This is a genomic window from Nocardia sp. NPDC059177 (assembly GCF_042755165.1).
Taxonomy (GTDB): domain Bacteria; phylum Actinomycetota; class Actinomycetes; order Mycobacteriales; family Mycobacteriaceae; genus Nocardia.
This window is the reverse complement of sequence record NZ_JBHZBX010000027.1, coordinates 1-19,051: the sequence shown is the minus strand read 5'-3', so window position 1 is coordinate 19,051 and position 19,051 is coordinate 1. Positions and strand designations below refer to the sequence as shown.

Sequence of the window (19,051 nt, the reverse complement as noted above, 5' to 3'; positions counted from 1 at the left end):
GCACCAGTCGATGCCGGACGGTTCGCCGCTCACGCGCTCTCGGCGCCCAATCGCGGGAACGGGTCGGTGGAGAACACCACCTCCACCGCCACCTCGAAATAGGCCGCGATCCGCAGCGCGAGATGCAGGCTGGGACTGTATTCGCCCCGCTCGAGGTAGCCGATGGTCTGGTAGTGCACGCCCAGCGCCTCGGCGAGATCGCGCCGCGAGATGCCGCGCTCGGCGCGCAGCATCGCGATGCGGTTGTAGATGACCTCAGAAGGCACGCTGCATCGCCTTTTCCCTTCGTTCGGCCATCGCGGCACCGGATTCCCGACCGGCCATCCGCCGCAGCACGACCGGCGCGATCAGCAGGCCGACCACCGCCCAGACCCCGAGTACCGCAACGGTTTCCAGATGCCGCCAGGACTGGTCGATCTCGATGACCACCGCGTCGGCGGGCAGCAGCGCCGAGCGCATACCCAGGCCGAGCCAGTACATCGGGAAGGCCTGGCCGACGACCTGCAACCAGCCGGGCAGCGCGGTGATCGGGTAGAAGATGCCGGAGATGGCGATCAAACCCATCAGCGGCATGGTCAGCAGGAAGGCGGTGCGGGTGTCGAGCACGCTACCCAGGATCGCCCCGAACGGCAGCACCGCCAGCATGCCCAGCGCCACCACCCACACGAAGGTCGCCACCGCGCCGAGTCCGCTCAGCGACGAACCTCCGATGATCAGCATGCCCACAACGAGCACGATAACGACCTGCGCCACCACCGTTCCCGAGGTGGCCACGATCTTGCCGGTGAAGTAGCCGACCATGCCCTTGGGGACCGCCTTGGCCCGCAGCAGGGTGCCGTCCTCCCGGTCGAGCACCAGCACGTTGAGCAGGGCGTACATGCCGTTGAACGCGATGATGCTGCCGAGCAGTCCCGGCACGGCCAGCTCGGCGATCGAGAGTTCGCCGTCGTTGTACATGCGGTCGCGCAGCAGGAACAGCACGCCCAGCGTGATCGCGGGAGTGACGAATTGCCCGATCAGATCGGGTGCGTTGGTGTAGGCCTGGCGCAGTTCGATCAGGCCACGGCGGAAACCGGCACGGACAGCGTTCATCGGGTGACCTCCGCGAGCGAGTGGACGGGCGCGGTGTCCTCGCCGGATTCCGCGCGCCGGACCAGGGTCATATAGGCGTCCTCGAGCGAGGCGCGGCGGACCTCGAGATCGCCGATCGCCTCGCCGTGCTGCTTGAACAGCTCGTGTACGAACTTGGTCGACTCGGTGGTCGTGTGCACGAACCGCTGGTCCTCGACAGTCCAGCTGACCTGCGCCTCACCGGCGATGGACCGCGACAGTTCGTCGGGGGAGCCGTCGGCGATCACGCGCCCGCCGGCCAGGATGAGGATCCGGTCGGCGAGCTTCTCGGCCTCGTCCAGGTCGTGGGTGGTGAGCAGCACGGTGGTGTCTTCCAGATCGGCCAGCCGGTGCACCAGGTCGTGGAAGTCGCGCCGGGCGGCCGGGTCGAAACCGGCGGTCGGCTCGTCCATGAACAGCAGGTCGGGCTTGCCGACGATGCCGATCGCCACGTCCAGCTTGCGGCGCTGGCCGCCGGAGAGGGTGGCGATCTTGGCGTCGGCCTGTTCGGTCAGCCCGACGAGTTCGATGAGCTGGTCGATGTCCCAGGGCCGCGCGGTGCGGTGGGTCGAGTACGGCGTGTAGTACGACCCGAGGTGCGCGAGTAGTTCGCGCACCCGCCATTTGGCGTGGTCGCGCCAGGATTGCAGTACCACGCCGATGCGTGCGCGCCACTGTTCGTCACCGTGTTCAGGATCGGCCCCCAGCACGTCGACCCGACCGGCCGACCTCCTGCGGAACCCCTCGAGGATCTCGATCGTGGTGGTTTTGCCCGCGCCGTTGGGCCCGAGCATGACGAGCACCTCCCCGCGCCCGGCCTGAAATGTCACCTCGTGCAGCACGTCGGTGTCGCCGTAGCGCATCTGCAATTGCTGGACGTCGAGAACGACGTCGTTACTCGAAGCCATGATTCCTCCCAGTCATCGACCTTCGATGAGATGTAGCATACGTACTACATTTCATCGCGGCAATACTTTGGCCCGAAACGGGCAAATAGGAAACCGAGAGCACTGCTCTTGACAGATGGTCGGGGCAGGCGCATGCTTGTACTCAACAGAGAGCAGTGCTCACAGTTCAGGAGTGATCAGCATGGACAACGCCACCCGCTACCTCGTCCCCACCGGTTTCGACCCGATCATGAACAAGGTCCTCAACTGGCTGCCCCGCCTCGGCATCAGCGTCGCCGGATCCCGGTTGCTCGCCGTGCGTGGCCGCAAGAGCGGCGAATGGCGCACCACCCTGGTCAATGTGATGACCGCCGCCGACGGTGAGCGCTACCTCGTGGCCCCGCGCGGGCACACTCAATGGGTGCGCAACCTGCGCGCCGCGGGCGATGGCGAACTGCGCCTGGGCCGTAAGGTCGCGCCCTTCACCGCCACCGAGATCGCCGACACCGACAAGATCCCGCTGCTGCGGCTCTACCTGGAGAAGTGGGGCTGGGAAGTCGGCCGCTTCTTCGAAGGCGTGGACAAGAACAGCACCGACGCCGAATTGGCCGCTATCGCACCGGGTTTCCCGGTCTTCCGGCTGGCCTAACGATTACCCAGAAACTCGATGGCCGCCGCGTAGCCCTGGATGCCCATGCCCGCGACGACGGCGGTCGCGATGGGGGAGATGTAGGAGTGGTGCCGGAACTCCTCGCGTGCATGCACATTGCTGATGTGCACCTCGACGATCGGCACCTCGGGGATCACCAGCGCATCGCGCAAGGCCACCGAAGTATGGGTCAGCCCACCGGGATTGATCACGATCGCCGACACCGCGCCACGCGCCTCGTGGATCCGGTCGATCAGCGCGCCTTCGTGATTGGACTGGAACGCGACGATCTCGCGACCGAAACGGGCCGCGGTGCGCTCGCACAGGGCGAGCACATCGTCGAGGGTGTCGGCGCCGTACACCTCCGGCTGCCGGGTGCCGAGCATGTTCAGGTTCGGTCCGTTGAGCACCAGGATCGGACCGGTGGCCTGCACACTTTCCATGCAGGAACTGTATCTCTGGCGGCTGGTGCCGCGGATTCTCGGCCCCTGAGCCTCAATTCTTCCCTCCCGCCGGGCACTCCTTCGTCGCACCCTCTGGTCAGTCCAGAATCGAGGTGGCCGAGAATCACAGCCCGGTGGGGCCCTCCGCACGCAGGTCGTCGACCTTGCGCATGGCTTCGCGGAGTTCGGCCAGCCAGCTCTCCGCGTGCTTGCCCGCCAGTTTCACCGTCCAGGCCAGTGCGTCGGCGCGGGAACGGGCCACGCCGGCATCGATCAGGGTGTCGAGTACCTGACGTTCGGGCTGGCGCAGGCGCGTCATCACCGGGACGGCCAGGTGCGTGAACAGGATCCGCTTGCCGTCGAGCCGCACACCCCAGGCGACGCTGCGGCCATACCGGCGCTGGGCCTCGTCGGCGATCTGCATCCGTGCCGGGCGGGTCGATTCGCGCCAGCGGGCCAGCGCGCCTTCCTTCGTCGCGGCGGAGGACTTGCCCTCGGGTTCGGGGAGCTCGCCGACGACGACGATCTCGTCGCGGTCGATATCGAGCTCCACCGGGCCGGTGAACCAGTCGGCGGGCAATCGTCCGGCGAACCAGTCGGCGGCGTCGGCCGGGTCCGGCAGATCGGCTTGCTGCCAGCCGCCGGGACGGCCGAATCGACGTTCGCGATGGGGGTCTCCCATGGCGATCACCTGCTCTCGTTGTTGCGGGTATTGCGTTGATTACAAGATTACGCCGATATTCGACGGCCGGATTCCGCTGTGCGTGAACGTGCCGGAAATGGTCGTATCGGCCGCCCGGCCGCCCGGTTGAGTGTCGGTGGCGCTGGGTACCCTCGCGTTGAATCGCCGGACAAATGCGGGATCCGCACAACTCGGCGCGCGCGCCGGTACGGTTAGCGCGCCAGATGTTGCCACTGGCTGGGCGAGGTTCGAAATCGAGTCGGTAACGGGCGAGATTTCGGGCACAATCGAGGTGCTGAGGTCGGGTAGCGTCCCGTGTTACCGGGGCATCGGAGACGGGTCAACTTCCGGTACGGTGGATTTGTTACCGGAGTGGCAAGAGTGAAGAGTGGGCGATATGGATGTGTGGGGATCCCGCCGCTTTCGCGTCCGGGGCGCAATGGCGATAGTGGGGGTTGCGACCCTCGCTCTCGCGGTGTGCTCGTGCGGAGTGGGTGGGAAGCCGAGTGAGGCGGAGTCGGTTGTCCAGCGGTTCACCGACCTGCTCGATGAGCAGGACTACACCAAGGCCGCCGACCTGACCTCCTACCCGGCTGCCGCCTCCGCAACCATGAAGCAAATGTTCGAAGGCTTGCGGACCGGCACCGTCGACTACGAGAAGACCCAGGTCATCGACCTCGACAAGCAGTCGGCCATCTTCAGCATGGATGTCGGCTGGAACTTCGGGGAGCGCAAGGACTGGACCTACACAATCCAGGGGACCGTCCGCAAGCTCGCCATCGGCTGGCGGATCTCCTGGGAACCGGCCGTGGTCATGCCGCAACTGGCCGACAATCGCACGGTCAAGCTGGTACGCACCACCGCGACGCCACCGCCGAAGGTCGTCGACCTGTCCGGTGAGCCGTTGATGACCCAGCAGACCATCAATGTCATCAAGATCGACCCTGCCCGCACCGGCGATCTCGTCGGCTCCACCAACGCCCTCGCCGACGCCATCGAACCGGTCGCCCCGCTGATCACCGGCGAGACGCTGATGCAGAAACTGGCCGCCTCACAGGGGCAGCCGATCGTCGCGGTGAACCTGCGCGAAGGCGATTTCGCGATCCTGGAACCGCGGATGGCCAAGGTGCCCGGCGTGGTGATGGAGAAGCAGCCCAAGCTGATCTCCGCCGACCGCCGGACCTGGTCGCCGATGCTCGACGCGCTCACCAAGGTGTGGCAGAACAGCCTCGAGGCGACAGCGGGCTGGGGTGTGCAGATCTTCGAGCCCGACGGTCGCTTCGTCAACCAGGTCGCCGGCTACCAGGGCCCGGCCGGACCCGATATCGCCGCCACCATGGACCAGCGGCTCCAGCGGGCCGCCGAGGACGCGGTGGTCAGCGTCGGCACGCCGGCCTCCGTGGTCGCGTTGCAGCCCTCCACCGGCGCGGTCGTCGCGGTCGCGCAGAACTCCTACGCCTCGGAGAAGGGCCCGATCGCGTTCACCGGGCTGTTCCCGGCCGGCGGCACCATGGAACTGTTCCGGGCTGTGGCCGCCGCGAACCTGAACAAGGCGCCGCAGGACGTCTCGGAGCAGGAAGCCGCCGACGCGGCGCTCGCGCTCGGTGTCGGCGTCGACTTCAAGGTGCCCGGCCTCGACGAGGTCACCGGGCGGATCAGTGCGCCCGGCCGCAGTACCGAGCAGGTCCGGCAGGGCGCCGGCGCCGACGCGGTGCAGGCCAGCCCGTTCGGGATGGCGATCGCCGCGGCCGCGATCTCGCGCGGCTCGGTGGTGCCGCCGATGATCGAAGCGGGTCACCCGAGCACCACCGACACCCCTGTCCCGGCCTTGAGCCCGGCCGCGGTCGACCGGCTGCGCGGCATGCTGCACGAGGGCATCGGCAAGCCGGAAACCGCCGCGCTGCGCGGTTTCCGCGATGTCACGGCGTTCGCGGCGACCGGCGAAACGGACGGCTGGCTGCTGGCCACCATGGGCGATCTGGTCTTCGCGGTGCACATCGCCGACGTCGACAGCGGTGACGCCACCTCCCGGCTCGCGGCAGTGCTGCTCAAATCGCTCGCGACCCCGGAGCCCTGAGCGCAGGCACACTGGTCAGTGGGTATCGACCCGATCTCGATCTAGATCAACAACGGTTACGCTGCTCAGGTGAAGAGACTCGCGTCGTTCGGAGCTGATGCGCTGTTGGTGATCGTGTTCTGCGCGATCGGGAGACGCAGCCACGACGAGGCGGTGATCGCCGGGCTCCTGAAAACGGTGTGGCCCTTCGGCATCGGCCTGCTCCTCGGCTGGGCGATCGCGATAGCGCTGGCCCGCGACACCCGCTTCGACCCGACCGCACTGTGGCCCAGCGGCATCATCATCTGGTTCGCCACCCTCGCCGGCGGCATGGCCCTACGCGCGATCAGCGGCCAGGGCGTCGCCCTCAGCTTCGTCATCGTCGCCGCCTGCGTCCTGGCCCTGTTCCTACTGGGCTGGCGCGCTGCCATTCGCGCACTCAGGTGAGGCATCTATCTCGCGCGCACATGGGTAACTCGTCGGGGACGGGCTAACTCGATCCGGGCGATCCGCCGGCCGCGTCGTCAGTCTCCCCGCGCCCGGGTCTGGCTTGAATACGCGGAGAGGCGGAATAGAATTCCTGTTCGTATTCGTCGTCGTCATCGTGGCGGGTGCGGAACAGGAAGGCGAAGACGATCCAGCCGATGATCGCCACCAGGATGAAACTGACCAGGCGATACACGAAGGCGGCCGCGACGGCCTGGGAGGCGGGCAGCCCGGCGCCTGCGGTGAGACCGTAGATCAGCGTCGCGTCCACGTAGACGATGCCGCCGGGGGCGAACGGGATCGAGCCGACGGCCTTGCCCGCGGTGAACGCGATGAGCAGGCCGGACAGTTTCGGATCGGCGCCGACCGCGTAACAGGCCGCGCCCAGACAGGCCACGTCGGTCAAGCGGTACACCACCGCCCACACGCCGACCAACCCCGCGTCCTTGCGGCCCAGCTCCACCGACTCGAGCTGCGCGCGGATCTCGGCCAGCTTCGCGATGCCGTGGTCGGGCGGCTTCTTGCGCCACCGATTGACCAGCGCGAGCAGCTTGCGCAGCAGCGCTTCCAGGGTGCCGGGATGCCGGGCCAGATAGTTGCCCGCGAACAGCACCGCGCCCAGCGCCACCAGCGAGGCGATCAGATTGAAGCCGATCCGGTTGCCGACCAGCGCGGCCCCGGCGATGCCGAGCATGGCCAGCCCGGCCGCGGCGACCACCCCGGAGAACACCAGCTGCCAGGACGCGACGATCGGGCTCGCACCCCAGCGCCGGGTCTGGCGGTAGGTGAACGCGGTCGAGAAGACCTGACCGGCGGGCAGCGTCAGCGACATCGCCGTCGAGCCGTAGACCACCGACACCGATTTCCGCTGACTGACATCCACCCCGCCCGCGTGCAGCAGCTGCTTCTGCACCCGCCCGAAACCGCTCATCGACAGCGCCTGCAGGAAGACGCAGGCGAACAGCCAACCCCAGTGGATCTCGGTCAGCGTGCGCCAGGATTCGTGCAGCCGCGGCCACAGATAGACGCCCTCCCCGATCAGCAGCGCGAGCAGCACCACCCCGAGCACCCACTTCACCCACCCGAACCGGCGGCGGCGCTCGGTCGTGGGCAGGGCGGGTTCGCCCGCTAGGTCGCCGTCGGCCGTCACCGTCTCAGCCTAGCGAACGGGCTTGTTCTCCAGGTTCCTCGTCGAACTCGGTGGCCGCCGGTTTCGGCCAGGCCAGCCGGGTCTTTCTTCGTCGGCCACGCAACTGGACCTCGTCGCCGGTCTCCCAATGGTCTTGCTCGCTTTCGTCGGCGAAGTACAGCGCGCTGCCCGAAGCGAGGACGCGGCCGGGATGATCTTTGGCCAGTTCGGTGAGTCGCGACGCCTCGTTGACCGGGTCGCCGATCACGGTGTATTCGAATCGGTTCGCCGCGCCGATATTGCCCGCGACGGCCAGCCCGGCCGACACGCCGATGCCGATATCGAGGGAGGTCACCTCGCGCAGCGCCTCGCGCAGGTCGCGGGCGGCGGCGAGGGCGGCACCGGGCGCGTCGGGGCGGTCGAGCGGGGCACCGAAGATGGCCAGCGCCGCGTCGCCGACGAACTTGTTGACAAAGCCGTGGTGGCGGTCGATCACGTCGACCACCACCCGGAAGAATTCGTTGAGCATGCTGACGACCTCGGTCGGCGGGCGTTCGGCCGCGGCCGCGGTGGAGCCGACCATGTCGACGAACAGCACCGCGACGAACCGGGTCTCGCCGCCGAGCTCGGTACCGTAGTCCAGCGCCCGCTGCGCGACCTCCTCGCCGACGTGCTGACCGAACAGTTCCTGCAGCTTGCGCCGCTTGGCCGACTCCTCCATCATCCGGTTGAAGCCCACCTGCAGCAGCCCGATCTCGCTGCCGTCGTAGACCTCCACCTGCACGTCGAGCGCGCCACCCTGCACCCGGTTGATGGCCTGGGAGAGCTGGCGCACCGGGTCGGAGATGGAGGAGCCGGTCAGCATCGACAGCGCCAGCGCCTGCATGATCACCACCCCGCACAGCAGCAGGATGGAGATGGCCAGCGAGTTGGCCGAGAATTTCACGTCCGAGGAGATCTGGGTGACGCACAGCAGCACGATCGCGATGGTCGGGGCGAAGGTGCCCATGCCCCAGGTCATCGCCATCCGGGTGCCGACACCGGGGGTGAGGGTGTGGTCGAAGGTGCCCTCGGTCAGCGCCTCGGCCGCGACCGGGCGCAGAATGCGTTCACCCAGCATGTAGGTGAAGCCGAACACGATGGTGGCGGCCATGCACTCCGTGACGATCACCGCGCCGCCGAGTTCGGGCGATTCGGCGATGATCAGCCCGGCCAGGATGCCGCCGCCGATGATCCACAGCACCAGGTGCACGATCGACTGGCGCAGCGGCACGTGCAGCGCCGCCATCTGCTCACGCCTGCTCGGCGGCCCACCCCGCATCTGCCAGCGCATCACCGGCCGCAACATCAGCGCGGCGGCGAAGATACTGAGCACCGCGGCGACCCCGAACACCAGCACCGGCGCCAGCAGCCCCGTCTGCCGCACCCCGGTCGGGTCCCCCTCGGGCACCGGCAGCCCATACTGGATGAACGCCCACACCAGCACCGCGCCGAACGCGTTGGCCAGCAGTATCGACGTCAGATACAGCGGCCAGCGCGTTCGCATGGTCTGTTTGACCGCTTCCAGTGGCGCCGACACGACCACCAATCTAGCGTTCGGACCGATAGGCTCTCTCGAGTGACCGACCAGAAGGTAGATTCCGGGTCCGCGGCGGCGCTGTGGCGCTCGGATGCCGAGGCTGTTCATCCGCTGGTCCGGAAAGCCGCTGCGTGGAGCTGGCGGTTGTTGATCATCTTCGCGGCGTTGCTCGCGGTGGGGATGCTGGTGCAGAAGTTCGCCACTGTGGTGATTCCGCTGGCGATCGCGTTGCTGGCGGCCGCGTTGCTGGCGCCGCTGGTGGACTGGATGCAGCGGGTGGGGATTCCGCGGTCGCTGGGGGTGTTCGTCGCGCTGGTCGGTTCGATCGGGCTGCTGGCGGGGATCATGACCTTCGTCGTCGAACAGTTCGTCGACGGTGTGCCCGGGCTGTCCAACGAGGTCACCAACAGCGTGCACAAGGTGCAGGACTGGCTGATCAACGGCCCGCCGCACCTGAGCGATCAGCAGATCCGCTCGGCCGGTGACACCATCGTGCGCACCATCCAGGACAATCGCGAGAGCCTGACCAGCGGCGCGCTCACCACCGCCACCGTGATCGGGCACATCCTCACCGGCGCCTTCCTGATCCTGTTCATCCTGATCTTCTTCCTTTACGGCGGCGACCAGATCTGGCATTTCGTCACCCGGATCATTCCCACCGCGCATCGCGAAAAAGTCCGCACCGCAGGGGAATTGGGCTTCGGGACGCTCGTCGGTTTCGTGCGTGCCACGGTCGTGGTGGCCGCGGTGGACGCCATCGGGATAGGGGCCGGGCTGGCGATACTGCATGTCCCGCTGGCCTTACCGCTGGCTTCGCTGGTGTTCATCAGCGCGTTCATCCCGATCATCGGCGCGTTCTTCGCCGGGTTCGTCGCGGTGTTCATCGCGCTGGTCACCAAAGGGCTGGTCACCGCGCTGATCGTGCTCGGCATCATCATCGCGGTGATGCAGCTGGAAGGCCATGTGCTGCAACCGTTGCTGCTCGGCCGGGCCGTCAGCATCCATCCGCTGGCCGTCGTCCTGGCGATCACCGCCGGCCTGGTCGTCGGCGGAATCGCGGGCGCGCTGCTGGCGGTGCCGCTGATCGCGGTGGGCAACACCGCGATCCGCTACCTGCTGGCCGACAGTCCGGAGGAGGTCTTCGGCGAACTCGTCGGCGGGGAGGAGCGGCGCATGTTCGCCGCCGAGCCGGACAAACCCGAGCCCGGCCGATTCGATGTCGCGCGCACCCTGCGCAAGGAAGAAGACGAGCGCGAGTCCGGCGATGCGGACCCACACAGCTGAGCTGAGCAGTGCCGATGCGGCGACCGCGCCTCTGTGGCGGGCCGCCCAGGCGTTTCGGCTGGTCACGCTGCTGTACGCGGTCGGCCAGCAGATCGCCTCGGTCCCGTACTACCAGCATCCGCGGCTGAGCTGGGTGCTGATCGCGCTGATGGCGATCTGGTCGGGGGTCTCGGCGCTGCTGCTGTCGCAGTGGTACTTCCCCGAGGCGACCGGCCGGATCCGCGGCTGGGTGGTGGTCGGGGATCAGGTGGTGACGGTGCTGCTGATCGCGTCCACCCGGCTGGTCGCCGATTACGGCTGGTACCACGGACATCAGACCCTGCCGACCACCCTGTGGATCGCCAACGCGGTGATCTCGATGGCGATCCTGCGCGGTCCGGTCGCGGGAGTGATTGCCGGACTCGGTATGTCGGCGGTGGTGGTGACGGTGCGCGAGCAGTGGGGCCAGGACGTGTGGGGCGATGCGACCGCGCCGGTGCTGGTATCGGTAGGGCTGGCGCTCGGGTTGGCGGCCAATACCGCGCGGCGCGCGCAAGGTCAGCTGGAACGCGCGTTGCGGATGACCGCCGCCGCCGAGGAACGCGAACGGCTGGCGCGCGAAGTGCACGACGGCGTCCTGCAAGTGCTCGCCTACATCAAGCGGCGCGGCGGTGAGATCGGCGGTCCCGCTGCCGAACTCGCGCAACGTGCCGGTGAGCAGGAGGTGGCGTTGCGGGTGCTGATCTCCGAGCAGGGCGCGCGGCCGGACTCCGGCGCGGCGGAGGTGGATGTGCGTCCACTGCTCACCGTGCAGGCCACGCCGGCGGTCTCGGTCGCCACGCCGGGTGATCCGGTGCTCGTCGGGCGGGCGGTCGCGCACGAGATCGCCGCCGCTGTCGGCACCGCACTGTCGAATGTCGAGTTGCATGCCGGGCCAGGCGCGAAAGCGTATGTGCTGCTGGAGGACACCGGTGACATGCTGGTGGTGAGCGTGCGCGACGACGGCGTCGGGATCCCGGCGGGCCGCCTCGCCGCCGCCGAAGCCGAAGGGCGGATGGGGGTTTCGCGATCCATCGTCGGCCGGGTCGAAGCGCTGGGTGGCACCGCCGAACTGCTCACCGAGGGTGAGGATTTCGGCACCGAATGGGAATTCCGGATCCCGCGCCGTCCGGCGCGCTGAGCGAGGGAGTGCAGGCGATGGCGGACGAGGTCATCACGGTGATGGTGGTCGACGACCATCCGATGTGGCGCGAAGGGGTGTCCCGCGATCTCACCGAGGCGGGGTTCGCGGTGCCCGCCACCGCCGACGGAGTCGGCACGGCGACCCGGCGCGCGGCCGCCGTGCAACCGGACGTGGTGCTGATGGACATGCAGCTCACCGACGGCAACGGCGCGGCGGCGACCGCCGAGGTGCTGCGGGTGTCGCCGGGGAGCCGGGTGCTGGTGCTGTCGGCGTCGGCCGAACGCGACGATGTGCTCGACGCGATCAAGGCGGGTGCCAGCGGGTACCTGGTGAAGAGCGCGTCGGCGGCCGAGCTGATCGACGCGGTGCGGGCCACCGCCGCCGGTCAGCCGGTGTTCACGCCCGGACTGGCCGGGCTCGTCCTCGGCGAGTACCGGCGGATGGCGACAGCGCCGCCCGTCGCCGACGAGCCGCACCGCCCGTCGCTGACCGAGCGGGAAACCGAGGTGCTGCGGATGGTGGCCAAGGGGCTCTCGGCCAAGCAGATCGCCTCCCGCTTGAGCCTGTCGCATCGGACGGTGGAGAACCATGTGCAGGCCACACTGCGCAAACTCCAGCTCGCGAACCGGGTGGAGCTCACCCGCTACGCCATCGAGCAGGGGCTGGAATAGTCCGTCGTCCGGCGGGTGCGGAATGGGGGTTTGCCCTGATGTGCCGGGGACGGATTCGTCGCTACCCTCGATGACATGGGCGGTCCCGAATCCCTTTCCGTACCCGGTGTCACCACGGCCGGTCCCGTCGGCGACCGTGAACTGCGTGTCTCCGACGCCGAACGCGAGCACGTCGGCCAGCTGCTGCAACGCGCCGTCGGCCTCGGCATGCTCTCGCTCGGCGAGTTCACCGAGCGGATGGATACCGCGCTCGCCGCCAAGACCCGCGGCGAACTCAACGCCGTCCTCGTCGACCTGCCCGGAATGCGGGTGGCCGGCACGCCGCAGCCCGCGTCCATGCCACGCCCGAAGCACGTCCCGGTGCCGCCCGGCGGGTCCAACCCCGCGCTGATCCGCAGCCGCCTGTCCGGTGTGCACCGGCGCGGCCCGTGGCAGGTGCCGCCGGTATTGCATCTGAACAACCTCATGTCCGGGGTCACCCTGGACTTCACCGAGGCGGTCATGCAGACCCAGGTGGTGGAGATCCAGGTCGACGACTACTGCACCGGCCTGACCCTGCTGGTCCCCGCCGCCGCCACCGTCGACCTCAACGGCCTCGACCTCATCGGCTCCAGCGCCAACAACAAGGTCCGCACCGGCCCACCCATCGGCCCCCTGCACCTGGTCGTGCACGGCCGCATCCGCTTCGGCTCGGTCACCGCCAAGTACCCGCTGATGGTCCAGTGGCGCCGCTTCCTCGGCGCCTGACCGTTTTCAGGTAGGAACCGGCCCGCACCCAGGGGTTTCTACTCATGTCCCGCGCCCACCCCGCGCCGACGATGAAGACATGAGCCGCACCACCATCGACCCCACCCTCATCGCCCACCTCTCGACCGAGTTCACCGCCCTCGGCACACACATGGGCCGGCTGGGCGTCGATTTGGACCTGCTGCGCGAGCAGTTGGAGCAAGTGTCTGCCGAGCCGGGCGGGGAGCGTGGTCCGGTTGGTCTCCGCCGTGCGCCCGATGGCGGTCAGCCTGTCGACGTCGCGAGCGTGAACGTCGGCGGCAGCGTCGAAGTTGTCGGCGGTGCCGATGTGGCCGGTAGTGCCGAAGCGGCCGGCGATCTGACGGGCGCGATCGTTCATGCCGACCTGGACGCGACCGGAGATGGCCCGTCGCCCGCTGCCGATATCCCGGAGGTCACCGCGCGGCCCGCCGCCGCGTCGGGCCCGACGGCTCGCGGAACGGGATCGTCGGCGAGTGACGATTCGCCGGCCGTGCGTGGAGCGCTCGATCACGGGGTGAGTCCTGCGCACAGTGCGGGCCCGGCCGGTGCGGTGCCCGGTGGTGTTGAGCCGGTGGGTCCGGAGGGTGCGGTGTCCGGAGGTGCGCAGCCGGTGGGCCGGCCGGATTCGATGCCTGGCGGGGTTCAGCATGATGGGCCGCGGATTGCGGCTCAGGGCTGGGGTCCGCAGGGCGGGGTACAGGGCGCGGTTCCGGGAGCTTGGACGGGTGGGCCTGCCGGGCCGGGTGGTGGTTGGCCCGTGCCGCAGGCGGCTGTGTCGGCAGCGGGTCGGCCGGTCGGCCCGCAGGGGGTTCCTGCTGGAGGTTGGTCCGGCGGGCCGCAGGGGGTTCCTGCTGGTGGTTGGGTCGGCGGGCCGCAGCCAGGTCGGGGTTGGCCGCAGGGGGCGATGTATCGAGGTGGACGGCCGGGTCCAGCGCCGATGGCCGCGCCGGGTGGTGCCGGGTGGCGGGGGCAGCCCGGGTGGCGGGGTGGTGTGGTGACCGAGCGGACGCCGTGGTGGCAGCGGGAAGGGGTGATTTCCCGGGTGCTGGCGGTGGCTGGGGTGGGGGTGACGCTGATCGGTGTGTTGATGCTGTTGGTGTTGGCTGCGCAGGCTGGGTTCTTCGGGCCGGTAGCGAGAGTTGTTGCCGGGGGAGTGTTTTCGGCCGGTCTTGTGGGGGCCGGGTGGCGGGTGTTCGGGCGCCCGGGGGGACGGGTTGGTGGAATCGCGCTGGTGGCCACCGGTATTGCGGGTGCCTATCTGGATGTTGTTGCGGTTACCGGGTATTACCGTTGGGTGCCCGCGGGGGTCGGGCTCGCGGTGGCGTTGGCGGTCGCGCTGGCGGGTGTCGGGGTGGCGATGCGGTGGCAGTCGCAGCCGTTGGCGGTGGGGGTTGTGCTGGGGGCGGCCGTGCTCTCGCCCGCGTTGACGACCGAGGTGATGTTGCTCGGGTTCCTGGTGGTGTTGCAGGGGGCCGGGGTGCCGGTGCAGATGCGGCGCGACTGGCCGGTGCTGCATATCGCGCGCACCATGCCGGTGGTGCTGGCGACGCTGGTGATGGTCGTGATCAGCGAGATCTACGCGACGATCGACGGTTCGGACCCGCGGAACCGGGTCGCGCTGCTGGCCGCCGCCCTCGCCTGCGCGGTGGTCGGGCTGATCGGCGCGGTGCTCACCACGCACCGCAGGCCCGCTGACATCACCGCCAGCGTCACCATCGCCCTCACCGCCCTGCCCACGCTCGCTGCCGCCCTGCTGTTCGACCGTGCCGTCGCAGCCGCGATCGTCGGCGGCCTCGCCGCCGTACTCCTCGCCCTCGCCGCGACGATCTTCGTGCCCGCCCCGAGCCGCCTGCGCGTACCGCCGCACACCGCCCTGGTCAGCGCCCTGACCGGCGCCGTCGCCCTGCTGCACACCTGCATCACCGGCACCGGCGGCCACCTGCACCTGCTGCCGACCGCGCTGTTCGCGGTGGCCCTCGGTTTCCTGGGTGTCGCGACCACCACCCGCAACCGCGTCGCGACCGGCCTCGGCGCCGCGTTCACCCTGCTCGGCGGCCTCACCCTGTTCGCCCTCGCCTCCCCGGAGACCCTGGGCGCCTACCACCACGCCGACCAGGACCTCGACCTCGCGATCGCGGTGGCCGCGATCATCGGCGCGGCCACCGCCGCCCTGCTGGCCTGGACCGTCCCGCGCCTGCCGCGCGCCGACCACGTCCTCGTCACCGGCGTCTGGATCGCCGCGAGCCTCGCCGGCCTCTACTACGTCCTGGTCACCGCTGTCTCGCTGGGCGTCACCCTCGGCACCGAGGACGGTTTCCTGCTCGGCCACAGCCTCGCCACCATCATCTGGATGATCGCCGCGACCGCCGCCCTCTTCTACGGCCTGCGCCGCCTGACCACCGCCCCCGCCAAGGTCTTCCTCGTCTCCGGCCTGCTGGTCGCCGCCGCCGCCCTCGCCAAACTCTTCCTCTTCGACCTCGCGACCCTCTCCGGCCTGGTCCGCGTAGCCGCCTTCCTGGTGGTCGGAATGCTGTTGCTGCTCACCGGAACCCGCTACGCCCGCGCCTTCGCCGACTCGGCCTCGAATTCGGCGAGGAAGTGAATCCGCACGGAACGACATAATAACAATGGATTTGTTAATATCGTTTCATGGCTGATTCTCCGAACCCCGGCGAAGGGCCCGTACGCCCGGTCTCCGTCTCTTTGCATGAAGGCACTATCGCCGCACTTCGCGCGCGCACCGGCAAGCGTGGGATGTCGGCGTACGTCGAAGCCTTGATCCAGCGTGAACTCGAGCGTGAACGCCTGCGCGAGCTCATAGTGGACGCGGAAGCCCTGCACGGCCCGGTCGATCGTGCCGCCGTCGAGGTCAAGCGCGCCGTGCTCCGTGGTGCGGCAGTGAACCCGGCCGACGCCGCGTGAGCGGTACGCTCGTTCTCGACTGCGAAGGACTAGCACAGCTCATTCGGCGTACTTCGGCTCTGACCGAGTGGCTGGCGGCAGCGGAAGCCGAGGATATGCGCGTTGTCACGAGCTCAGTGACCCTGGTCGAGGCTCGCGATCCGAAGACGAGCCAAGCCCGGTATGACTACGCGGTATCCCGAGTGAACGTGGAGCCGCCGACCGAAGCGATCGCCCGCCACGCCAGCAAGCTTCTTGGCCAGGCGGGACTTCACGGTCGCAAGTACGCTCTCGATGCCCTGGTTGCGGCAACTGCGCTAGCGTCTCCTCGGCCAGTTGTTCTCCTGACCTCAGATCCAGAAGACCTGCGCGCACTCTGTGGCGACACCATCGTCGTCGTGCCGATCTGAGCGGAAAAATGCGAACAGCGCTGCCAGTCGCCCAGAATGAGACCATTGCTGGTGCCCTCTCGCCGGAATGCTGCGGGTGCCAGCGTTCTTGTCGAGGATGTACCGGCGCGGTTCACGGTGGCGACGTTGTCCTCCGAAGTTGCGTTGTCGTCGATCGCGTCCCGGTCGGGCGAGTGCCGTGTTCGAATGCCGGACTCAATGGTCTGGGGAGATCTGTGTCCGGTCCGGCTGCGCATCGCCGCAGTCATACCGGATCCGCTGTCGAGTGGTGGGCGACACTCTTGACCTAGGGTAGTGATCGCGAGCACACTACGTTCCTGACCGGACAGTAAAGTCCGGTAGGTGGTCGGTTCGAGGTGACCACGGGTGGGCGCTCCCGTCAGGGTGCGAATTGCAGAAAGAGAATCGGATGAATCTTCGACACGCCCGCATCGTCGCGGGTAAACAGCGCGGCAGGCTGGTTCGCGGCGTGATCGCCCTGACGATCGCCGTCTGCACCGGCACGGCCGCCGCCGTGCTCGGTACCCCGGCGGCCTCCGCGCAGATCTTCGACGAAGCGTTCTACACTCCGCCTGCGAGCTTCGCCGAGACGCCGGGCTCGGTGATCCGCACCGCGTCGATGCCGATCCTGCAGGCCGTGCCCGGAGTCACCGGCTGGCCGGTTCCCGCGCAGCGCGTCCTCTACACCTCGCTCACTCAGGACGATGAGCCCGTCGCGGTCAGCGGTGTGTACATCGAGGCCAACCGGCCGTGGTCGGGCGCGGGCGAGCGCCCGACGGTGATCATCGCGCCGGGCACCACCGGCCAGGGTGACCAGTGCGCGATCTCCAAGGCGTTCCCGCTCGGCATGTACATCGATCCCGCCAACCCGAGCCTGTCGGCCAACCAGGAGCTGGCTTCCGCGGCGGTCTGGAACGCTCTCGGCGCACGGGTCTTCGTCACCGACTACATCGGTATGGGCACCCCTGGCGTCCACACCTACGTCAACCGCGTCGAGCAGGCGCATGCCGTTCTCGACGCCGCCCGCGCCGCGAACACTCTGTCCGGCACCGGCCCGGACACGCCATTGGCGCTGTGGGGATATTCGCAGGGCGGCGGCGCGACCGCCGCGGCGACCGAGCTGGCCCCGCAGTACGCGCCGGAACTGAATGTGCGCGGCACCTGGGCGGGCGGGCCGACCGCCGACCTGACCGCAGTGATCGACGAGATCGACGGTGCCCTCATCGCCGGCGTGATCGGCATGGCGGTCAACGGTTTCATCGCCCGCTACCCCGACCTGCGCGGCGAACTCGACAGCCGGCTTTCCCCCACGGGCGCGGCCCTGCTCGACGAAGCCGCGGTGTCCTGCATCGCCGACGTCATCTTCAAGCACCCGTTCGTCCGCACCACCGACATGACCATCGACCACCGGCCGATCATGCAGCATCTGCTCGAAGTGCCCGCAGCGCGAGAGATCCTGGCCGCCCAGCGCATCGGAAACCTGCGCCCGCCGACTCCGGTGCTGATCACCAGCGGCATCAACGACGACACCGTGCCCTACGGCCAGGCCCGCCAGCTCGCCGTCGACTGGTGCGACCAGGGCGCCACAGTCACCTTCCGCTCCAACACCCTCCCGCCGATCCTGCCGGGCGCGACCATCCCCAACCACTTCGGCCCACAGATCATCGACGGCTACGGCCCCGACAACGCCTTCCAGTACCTGCTCGACCGCTTCGCCGACAAACCACTCCCCGAGGGCTGCACCATCGCCTGAGCGTCAGCGCCATGATGACTGTATGCGTACTGTGACTCCCGATCCCGACGACGTCATCCGCGCGACGTTGTCCCCGGAACGGTCCCGCGCTGAGGTTCGCTTGCCGGCGCGGGACCTGGGCACACCGGCGGTCGATCTCGTCAAGGCACTGCAGCTGGCCGCTTCGCTCGAGGACGAGGAGATCGTCCGAAAGCCGGAGACGCGCGAGGTCATGTGGAAGGCCGAGTGGGTGCTGCCGTACTTCGCTTCGATGTTCCGCGCCTCCGGACCACCAGGTTTTCGCTCAGAACATTTGCCCCCGAAAATATTTCAAGATCGGTGGAACCGAATCGGTGTGGTCCGCGTCTAACCCATATGTAGGCCGGAACAGGAGGATTCGGCAACTATGGGGAGGAAGTCACATGCACGTGCGAAAGCTGATCGTCGCCATCGCTCTGCCGCTGGCGGTCGGTGCCGGAATGGTCGGACCGGCCACCGCATCGGCGAAGCCGATGGCTACGGCGCCCAACGTGGTCCAAGCCGACCCGATCGCCAAGTACACCGCTACGGTGAAGTGCCAGCTGGTCAAGCATGGAGGAGAAGCACAGGGCTACATCACCGGAACGGGATCCGGTAAGACGAAGCCAGCCGCGGTCGCCGCAGCGAAGAAGAATGCGGACACGAAGGTGCCGCAGGGCTACTACAAGCGCCATTGCAAGGAGAAATAACAGATGCCGGATGAGAAGCGGTTGTGGGAGATCCGGCTGGGCGTCATTGCCTCGGAGAAGGAAGCACGCGCGGTCGCCGAACAGATCGAGCGACTGCTGTGCCCTGACCCTGAACATGCTCCACCATGCCCGATCCCATGGAGCCTCAGCATCGACGCCGAGGACGACATGACCGCAGACCGTCGGGAAGAATACGACGACGTCGTGGAGCAGCACCGAATCGAGTCCGGAACTGGCCAATAAACCAGGACCTGCACTGAGTTCCGTACAGGGGCAGCTTAAGACCATGTCTCATGTGGTTGATCGGGCCTTCGCGAGCTTCTTGTATCCGGTCAGCGCGCCGGCCAGTGTGAGGAAGGCGCAGAAGTGAGTGT

The 19,051-nt window shown here is 68.3% G+C and carries 22 protein-coding genes; 14 read left to right on the top strand and 8 right to left on the bottom strand.

The window, feature by feature from the left end:
• Positions 1–29 precede the first annotated feature (29 nt).
• Genes ACFXK0_RS26005 through ACFXK0_RS25995 form a run of 3 tightly spaced genes read right to left on the bottom strand, consistent with a single transcriptional unit; the run spans position 30 to position 2,018 of the window.
• Positions 30–266, bottom strand: coding sequence for a helix-turn-helix transcriptional regulator (locus tag ACFXK0_RS26005; RefSeq protein ID WP_379413469.1), 237 nt, complete (start codon positions 264–266; stop codon positions 30–32).
• Positions 256–1,092 (bottom strand): ABC transporter permease, encoded by an 837-nt coding sequence (locus ACFXK0_RS26000; RefSeq protein ID WP_379413468.1) that lies wholly within the window; start codon positions 1,090–1,092, stop codon positions 256–258. The genes ACFXK0_RS26005 and ACFXK0_RS26000 overlap by 11 nt, the downstream gene beginning before the upstream one ends.
• Positions 1,089–2,018, bottom strand: coding sequence for an ABC transporter ATP-binding protein (locus ACFXK0_RS25995; protein WP_379413467.1), 930 nt, complete (start codon positions 2,016–2,018; stop codon positions 1,089–1,091). The genes ACFXK0_RS26000 and ACFXK0_RS25995 overlap by 4 nt, the downstream gene beginning before the upstream one ends.
• Positions 2,019–2,199: 181 nt before the next feature.
• On the opposite strand from ACFXK0_RS25995, the gene ACFXK0_RS25990 reads away from it, so the two are divergent.
• Positions 2,200–2,646: a nitroreductase family deazaflavin-dependent oxidoreductase gene (locus ACFXK0_RS25990; RefSeq protein WP_379413514.1), complete on the top strand. Its 447-nt coding sequence runs from the start codon at positions 2,200–2,202 to the stop codon at positions 2,644–2,646.
• Here ACFXK0_RS25990 and aroQ read toward each other — a convergent pair.
• Together aroQ and ACFXK0_RS25980 are read right to left on the bottom strand one after the other, a co-directional pair.
• On the bottom strand, positions 2,643–3,089 hold the full coding sequence (gene aroQ / locus ACFXK0_RS25985; RefSeq protein ID WP_379413466.1) for a type II 3-dehydroquinate dehydratase: 447 nt from the start codon (positions 3,087–3,089) through the stop codon (positions 2,643–2,645). The two genes, ACFXK0_RS25990 and aroQ, sit on opposite strands and share 4 nt — an antisense overlap.
• A 124-nt stretch (positions 3,090–3,213) precedes the next feature.
• Positions 3,214–3,771, bottom strand: coding sequence for a hypothetical protein (locus tag ACFXK0_RS25980; RefSeq protein ID WP_379413465.1), 558 nt, complete (start codon positions 3,769–3,771; stop codon positions 3,214–3,216).
• A gap of 490 nt (positions 3,772–4,261) precedes the next feature.
• Between ACFXK0_RS25980 and ACFXK0_RS25975 the strand changes: the two genes are divergently transcribed.
• Together ACFXK0_RS25975 and ACFXK0_RS25970 are read left to right on the top strand one after the other, a co-directional pair.
• Positions 4,262–5,848 (top strand): NTF2-like N-terminal transpeptidase domain-containing protein, encoded by a 1,587-nt coding sequence (locus tag ACFXK0_RS25975; RefSeq protein ID WP_379413464.1) that lies wholly within the window; start codon positions 4,262–4,264, stop codon positions 5,846–5,848.
• Positions 5,849–5,917: 69 nt separating this feature from the next.
• Positions 5,918–6,274, top strand: a complete 357-nt coding sequence (locus tag ACFXK0_RS25970) for a DUF3054 domain-containing protein (protein ID WP_379413463.1) — start codon at positions 5,918–5,920, stop codon at positions 6,272–6,274.
• Positions 6,275–6,317: 43 nt separating this feature from the next.
• On the opposite strand, the gene ACFXK0_RS25965 is transcribed toward ACFXK0_RS25970, so the two are convergent.
• Positions 6,318–7,463 carry a YbhN family protein gene (locus ACFXK0_RS25965; protein WP_379413462.1) on the bottom strand — a complete coding sequence of 382 codons (1,146 nt, stop codon included), beginning with the start codon at positions 7,461–7,463 and terminating at the stop codon, positions 6,318–6,320.
• A 4-nt stretch (positions 7,464–7,467) separates the two neighbouring features.
• Positions 7,468–8,988 (bottom strand): adenylate/guanylate cyclase domain-containing protein, encoded by a 1,521-nt coding sequence (locus ACFXK0_RS25960; protein ID WP_379413513.1) that lies wholly within the window; start codon positions 8,986–8,988, stop codon positions 7,468–7,470.
• A 72-nt stretch (positions 8,989–9,060) separates the two neighbouring features.
• Here ACFXK0_RS25960 and ACFXK0_RS25955 point away from each other — a divergent pair, with 72 nt between their 5' ends.
• The 4 genes from ACFXK0_RS25955 to ACFXK0_RS25940 all read left to right on the top strand — a co-directional run bounded on the left by ACFXK0_RS25955 (position 9,061) and on the right by ACFXK0_RS25940 (position 12,885).
• Positions 9,061–10,305, top strand: a complete 1,245-nt coding sequence (locus ACFXK0_RS25955) for an AI-2E family transporter (protein ID WP_379413461.1) — start codon at positions 9,061–9,063, stop codon at positions 10,303–10,305.
• Positions 10,286–11,464, top strand: a complete 1,179-nt coding sequence (macS, locus tag ACFXK0_RS25950; RefSeq protein ID WP_379413460.1) for a MacS family sensor histidine kinase — start codon at positions 10,286–10,288, stop codon at positions 11,462–11,464. The genes ACFXK0_RS25955 and macS overlap by 20 nt, the downstream gene beginning before the upstream one ends.
• A 17-nt stretch (positions 11,465–11,481) precedes the next feature.
• Positions 11,482–12,138, top strand: a complete 657-nt coding sequence (locus tag ACFXK0_RS25945; RefSeq protein WP_379413511.1) for a response regulator — start codon at positions 11,482–11,484, stop codon at positions 12,136–12,138.
• 75 nt (positions 12,139–12,213) lie between these two features.
• Positions 12,214–12,885 (top strand): DUF1707 domain-containing protein, encoded by a 672-nt coding sequence (locus tag ACFXK0_RS25940; protein ID WP_379413459.1) that lies wholly within the window; start codon positions 12,214–12,216, stop codon positions 12,883–12,885.
• On the opposite strand, the gene ACFXK0_RS25935 is transcribed toward ACFXK0_RS25940, so the two are convergent.
• The gene (locus ACFXK0_RS25935; protein ID WP_379413458.1) at positions 12,833–13,264 is read right to left on the bottom strand and encodes a hypothetical protein; all 432 of its coding nucleotides are present in this window, start codon (positions 13,262–13,264) and stop codon (positions 12,833–12,835) included. The two genes, ACFXK0_RS25940 and ACFXK0_RS25935, sit on opposite strands and share 53 nt — an antisense overlap.
• A 633-nt stretch (positions 13,265–13,897) precedes the next feature.
• Here ACFXK0_RS25935 and ACFXK0_RS25930 point away from each other — a divergent pair.
• The 7 genes from ACFXK0_RS25930 (at position 13,898) to ACFXK0_RS25900 (ending at position 18,920) form a co-directional block, all read left to right on the top strand.
• Entirely contained in the window at positions 13,898–15,508 is a 1,611-nt protein-coding gene (locus tag ACFXK0_RS25930) for a DUF2339 domain-containing protein (RefSeq protein WP_379413457.1), read from the top strand.
• A 47-nt stretch (positions 15,509–15,555) separates the two neighbouring features.
• A complete protein-coding gene (locus ACFXK0_RS25925) occupies positions 15,556–15,828 on the top strand; it encodes a hypothetical protein (protein WP_379413456.1) in 273 nt (90 codons plus the stop codon).
• A complete protein-coding gene (locus ACFXK0_RS25920) occupies positions 15,825–16,217 on the top strand; it encodes a type II toxin-antitoxin system VapC family toxin (RefSeq protein ID WP_379413455.1) in 393 nt (130 codons plus the stop codon). Before ACFXK0_RS25925 ends, ACFXK0_RS25920 begins: the two co-directional genes overlap by 4 nt.
• A gap of 409 nt (positions 16,218–16,626) precedes the next feature.
• Entirely contained in the window at positions 16,627–17,970 is a 1,344-nt protein-coding gene (locus ACFXK0_RS25915; RefSeq protein ID WP_379413454.1) for a lipase family protein, read from the top strand.
• A gap of 22 nt (positions 17,971–17,992) precedes the next feature.
• Positions 17,993–18,319, top strand: a complete 327-nt coding sequence (locus ACFXK0_RS25910; RefSeq protein ID WP_379413453.1) for a hypothetical protein — start codon at positions 17,993–17,995, stop codon at positions 18,317–18,319.
• A 52-nt stretch (positions 18,320–18,371) separates the two neighbouring features.
• Positions 18,372–18,677, top strand: coding sequence for a hypothetical protein (locus tag ACFXK0_RS25905; protein WP_379413452.1), 306 nt, complete (start codon positions 18,372–18,374; stop codon positions 18,675–18,677).
• Between the two features lie 3 nt (positions 18,678–18,680).
• Entirely contained in the window at positions 18,681–18,920 is a 240-nt protein-coding gene (locus ACFXK0_RS25900; protein ID WP_379413451.1) for a hypothetical protein, read from the top strand.
• The last annotated feature ends 131 nt before the right edge of the window (positions 18,921–19,051 follow it).

Excerpts from the sequence above, each read along its gene's own strand:
- ACFXK0_RS26000 (WP_379413468.1), bottom strand. The coding sequence starts at position 1,092 with ATGAACGCTGTCCGTGCCGGTTTCCGCCGTGGCCTGATCGAACTGCGC.
- ACFXK0_RS25995 (WP_379413467.1), bottom strand. The coding sequence starts at position 2,018 with ATGGCTTCGAGTAACGACGTCGTTCTCGACGTCCAGCAATTGCAGATG.
- ACFXK0_RS25990 (WP_379413514.1), top strand. The coding sequence starts at position 2,200 with ATGGACAACGCCACCCGCTACCTCGTCCCCACCGGTTTCGACCCGATC.
- aroQ (WP_379413466.1), bottom strand. The coding sequence starts at position 3,089 with ATGGAAAGTGTGCAGGCCACCGGTCCGATCCTGGTGCTCAACGGACCG.
- ACFXK0_RS25980 (WP_379413465.1), bottom strand. The coding sequence starts at position 3,771 with ATGGGAGACCCCCATCGCGAACGTCGATTCGGCCGTCCCGGCGGCTGG.
- ACFXK0_RS25960 (WP_379413513.1), bottom strand. The coding sequence starts at position 8,988 with ATGCGAACGCGCTGGCCGCTGTATCTGACGTCGATACTGCTGGCCAAC.
- macS (WP_379413460.1), top strand. The coding sequence starts at position 10,286 with ATGCGGACCCACACAGCTGAGCTGAGCAGTGCCGATGCGGCGACCGCG.
- ACFXK0_RS25945 (WP_379413511.1), top strand. The coding sequence starts at position 11,482 with ATGGCGGACGAGGTCATCACGGTGATGGTGGTCGACGACCATCCGATG.
- ACFXK0_RS25940 (WP_379413459.1), top strand. The coding sequence starts at position 12,214 with ATGGGCGGTCCCGAATCCCTTTCCGTACCCGGTGTCACCACGGCCGGT.
- ACFXK0_RS25935 (WP_379413458.1), bottom strand. The coding sequence starts at position 13,264 with ATGAACGATCGCGCCCGTCAGATCGCCGGCCGCTTCGGCACTACCGGC.
- ACFXK0_RS25925 (WP_379413456.1), top strand. The coding sequence starts at position 15,556 with ATGGCTGATTCTCCGAACCCCGGCGAAGGGCCCGTACGCCCGGTCTCC.
- ACFXK0_RS25915 (WP_379413454.1), top strand. The coding sequence starts at position 16,627 with ATGAATCTTCGACACGCCCGCATCGTCGCGGGTAAACAGCGCGGCAGG.
- ACFXK0_RS25910 (WP_379413453.1), top strand. The coding sequence starts at position 17,993 with ATGCGTACTGTGACTCCCGATCCCGACGACGTCATCCGCGCGACGTTG.
- ACFXK0_RS25905 (WP_379413452.1), top strand. The coding sequence starts at position 18,372 with ATGCACGTGCGAAAGCTGATCGTCGCCATCGCTCTGCCGCTGGCGGTC.
- ACFXK0_RS25900 (WP_379413451.1), top strand. The coding sequence starts at position 18,681 with ATGCCGGATGAGAAGCGGTTGTGGGAGATCCGGCTGGGCGTCATTGCC.